General features: G+C 59.0%; 4 protein-coding genes and 1 pseudogene. 2 read left to right on the top strand and 3 right to left on the bottom strand.

The window, feature by feature from the left end:
• The 3 genes and pseudogenes from QZV94_RS25320 to QZV94_RS24555 all read right to left on the bottom strand — a co-directional run.
• Positions 1–280, bottom strand: a pseudogene (locus tag QZV94_RS25320) (hypothetical protein); the annotation flags it as partial.
• Positions 281–295: 15 nt separating this feature from the next.
• Positions 296–619, bottom strand: coding sequence for a hypothetical protein (locus tag QZV94_RS24560; protein WP_293683034.1), 324 nt, complete (start codon positions 617–619; stop codon positions 296–298).
• A gap of 13 nt (positions 620–632) precedes the next feature.
• Positions 633–890, bottom strand: coding sequence for a hypothetical protein (locus QZV94_RS24555; protein WP_293683032.1), 258 nt, complete (start codon positions 888–890; stop codon positions 633–635).
• Between the two features lie 128 nt (positions 891–1,018).
• On the opposite strand from QZV94_RS24555, the gene QZV94_RS24550 reads away from it, so the two are divergent.
• Positions 1,019–1,654 carry a helix-turn-helix domain-containing protein gene (locus QZV94_RS24550; RefSeq protein WP_293683030.1) on the top strand — a complete coding sequence of 212 codons (636 nt, stop codon included), beginning with the start codon at positions 1,019–1,021 and terminating at the stop codon, positions 1,652–1,654.
• 2 nt (positions 1,655–1,656) lie between these two features.
• Entirely contained in the window at positions 1,657–2,268 is a 612-nt protein-coding gene (locus QZV94_RS24545) for a transposase (RefSeq protein WP_293683028.1), read from the top strand.
• The last annotated feature ends 134 nt before the right edge of the window (positions 2,269–2,402 follow it).

Below are 2,402 nucleotides of genomic sequence, written 5' to 3'. Positions count from 1 at the left end.
GCGGGCACGTCCCGGTGGGCGTCCCGCGCGTAATCTTTGTCATCAAGAGGCCCGGGTCGTGTGGCCGCAGGGCACCCGTATGCAGATCGACAACGCCACCCGGCGTATTAAGCAGCCACGGATCGGCATCGAAATCGGCTACCAACGTCGCATGTCGGCGATCTGACGCTGCTAGGCGTTCGACTGCCGCGACGGCCGCAGCCTTCGTTAGGTTTGACTGATCCGTCTGCCTACAGCAAGTCCGCACGAGATCAAACACTGCCAGCGTCTTGTCCTCCGCCCAACGTGAACCTCTCTATCCAAGCCAGCTTTTGTTCTGGTGGCAGTAGCGAAGCGTATCCGCATAGCGTTGGCTGAACATAAGCGCAGCTACATCCTCAGTGACGCGCGCTTTATCACTCCGCCTCTCCGTGCGCTCATCACCTTTTCCCGTCAATTCGTCGTCGGCCCTGCTGGTTAGAGATACGTCTGTATTCTTCCAGCACCATTCCCAATAGCGCGCCGACTGTTCTTGGCGCTGCGGATCCTTGCTACCAAACGGCCAGTCCCACAGCAGATCAACCGTCTCTCCGAAATCGAAACCGCATTTTCTCAGCATCGACACCATGCTGAAATCCATGGCGCTCCCGGATTTATTTATCTTTCAGCCCGTCAGTACTGCCTTCAAAGCGGACCTTAATCTTCGGGTGCTTCGCGAGCACTTCGCGGAAACGAACTCCCAGGGGGCGAGCGCCCGGTTCGGGCTCTACATTTTTAACGCCCGGTTCATTGAGAATAGGCGCGTCCCCCCCGCGCATGGGATTGGTTTTCGCGTCGATTCTGGTGGCAAGTTCCCTGATCTGCATGGGCGTGTAACTGCGCTCAATATCAATGAACAGAACGTGCGCCATGCTCGGCGTCCGGGGATACCCCTTCGAGAGTTTTTTTGAACTAGATGTTCGCGGCTGAAGTCACGAGCCGCTTGCGTGTTGATCGCACGGGGATCATAGTAAATCGATCTTTAGAGTTGGAGTCGTTTATGGGCAAAAGATCGGTGGCCATCGCGGTAACGCCTCGGCAGAGTGCGATCCTTGAGGGATTCATACGGACCAAGAAGTCGGCGCAACAGTTGGTGGAGCGTTGTCGGGTGGTGCTGTTGTCGGCAGCGGGTCGACACAACGAATCGCAAGCGAGCGAGCTTGGCATTGATCGCCAGCGAGTTCGTCGGTGGCGGCATCGCTGGGCGAAGGGGATGGCCTCGTTGCGTGCAGCGGAGACTGCGGGCGCGAAGGACCTCGATTTGGAGAAATTGGTCCTCGGTATTTTGACGGACGCTGCGCGCAGTGGTGCGCCCGCGAAGTTTGGCGCTGAACAGATCGCCGGGATTATTGCGCTGGCCTGCGAGCCGCCCTCGGACAGCGGGCTGCCAGTGTCGCACTGGACGCCTGCGGAGCTGTCGCGAGAAGCGATCAAGAGGGGCATCGTCGAGAGCATCTCGCCACGACAGGTCGACCGTTTTTTAGCGCTGCGGACCTGCGACCGCACAAAAGCCAATACTGGCTTACCTCGCGGGACAAGCGTGAAACCCCCGAACAGTACCAAGCGGATGTCGAGCGGATCTGCGATATCTACCGCACCGCGCCGGCGCTTGCCGCGGTTGGCGCGCACGTCGTGAGTGTGGACGAGAAAACCGGCATGCAGGCGCTGGAACGCCTGCATGAAACCAAACCTGTTCGGCCTGGTTTAGTGGAGCGTAGAGAGTTCGAATATCGCCGCCACGGTACCTTGTGTTTGATCGCGAACTTCGATGTCGTCACCGGAGAAATCCTCAGCCCTACGCTCGGGCGGACGCGGACTGCGGCGGATTTCGCCGCCCACCTTGAAGCGACTATCGAGACCGATCCTGACGCGACCTGGATATTCGTGGCCGATCAACTCAATACCCATCACTCGGCAACCCTGGTTGAGCTAGTGGCCAGACGCTGCGGCATCCAACAAGCACTCGGCGTCAAAGGCCAGAGCGGGATTCTCCAATCGAAGCAAACGCGCCGCGAGTTCTTGCAAGACCCCACCCATCGGATCCGCTTCGTCTATACCCCACGGCACTGCTCGTGGCTCAATCAAGTCGAGATCTGGTTCTCTATCCTCGCGCGACGACTGCTCAAGCGCGCCAGCTTTACCTCGCTCGACGATCTTCAATCTCGCGTGCTCAATTTCATCCGGTACTTTAACCATGTCCTCGCCAAGCCTTTCCGCTGGACCTACACAGGCAGGCCCCTCCAGGCGTGAGGTGGCCATGCGGATCGATACTTCAGTCGAGCACATCTAGTCACCAGAGCAGGCGTGAGCGCGGGGATATCGTTCCCGGTGCATCCGCGCCGCACTGGCAATTTCAAGGGGAGCCCGCCTTGGTATCTGAATCC

The organism is uncultured Phenylobacterium sp., assembly GCF_902826855.1.
Lineage (GTDB): Bacteria > Pseudomonadota > Alphaproteobacteria > Caulobacterales > Caulobacteraceae > Phenylobacterium.
This window is presented reverse-complemented; position numbering and strand designations above follow the sequence as displayed.

Coding starts and splice junctions, on each gene's coding strand:
- QZV94_RS24560 (WP_293683034.1), bottom strand. CDS start 619: ATGGATTTCAGCATGGTGTCGATGCTGAGAAAATGCGGTTTCGATTTC.
- QZV94_RS24550 (WP_293683030.1), top strand. CDS start 1,019: ATGGGCAAAAGATCGGTGGCCATCGCGGTAACGCCTCGGCAGAGTGCG.
- QZV94_RS24555 (WP_293683032.1), bottom strand. CDS start 890: ATGGCGCACGTTCTGTTCATTGATATTGAGCGCAGTTACACGCCCATG.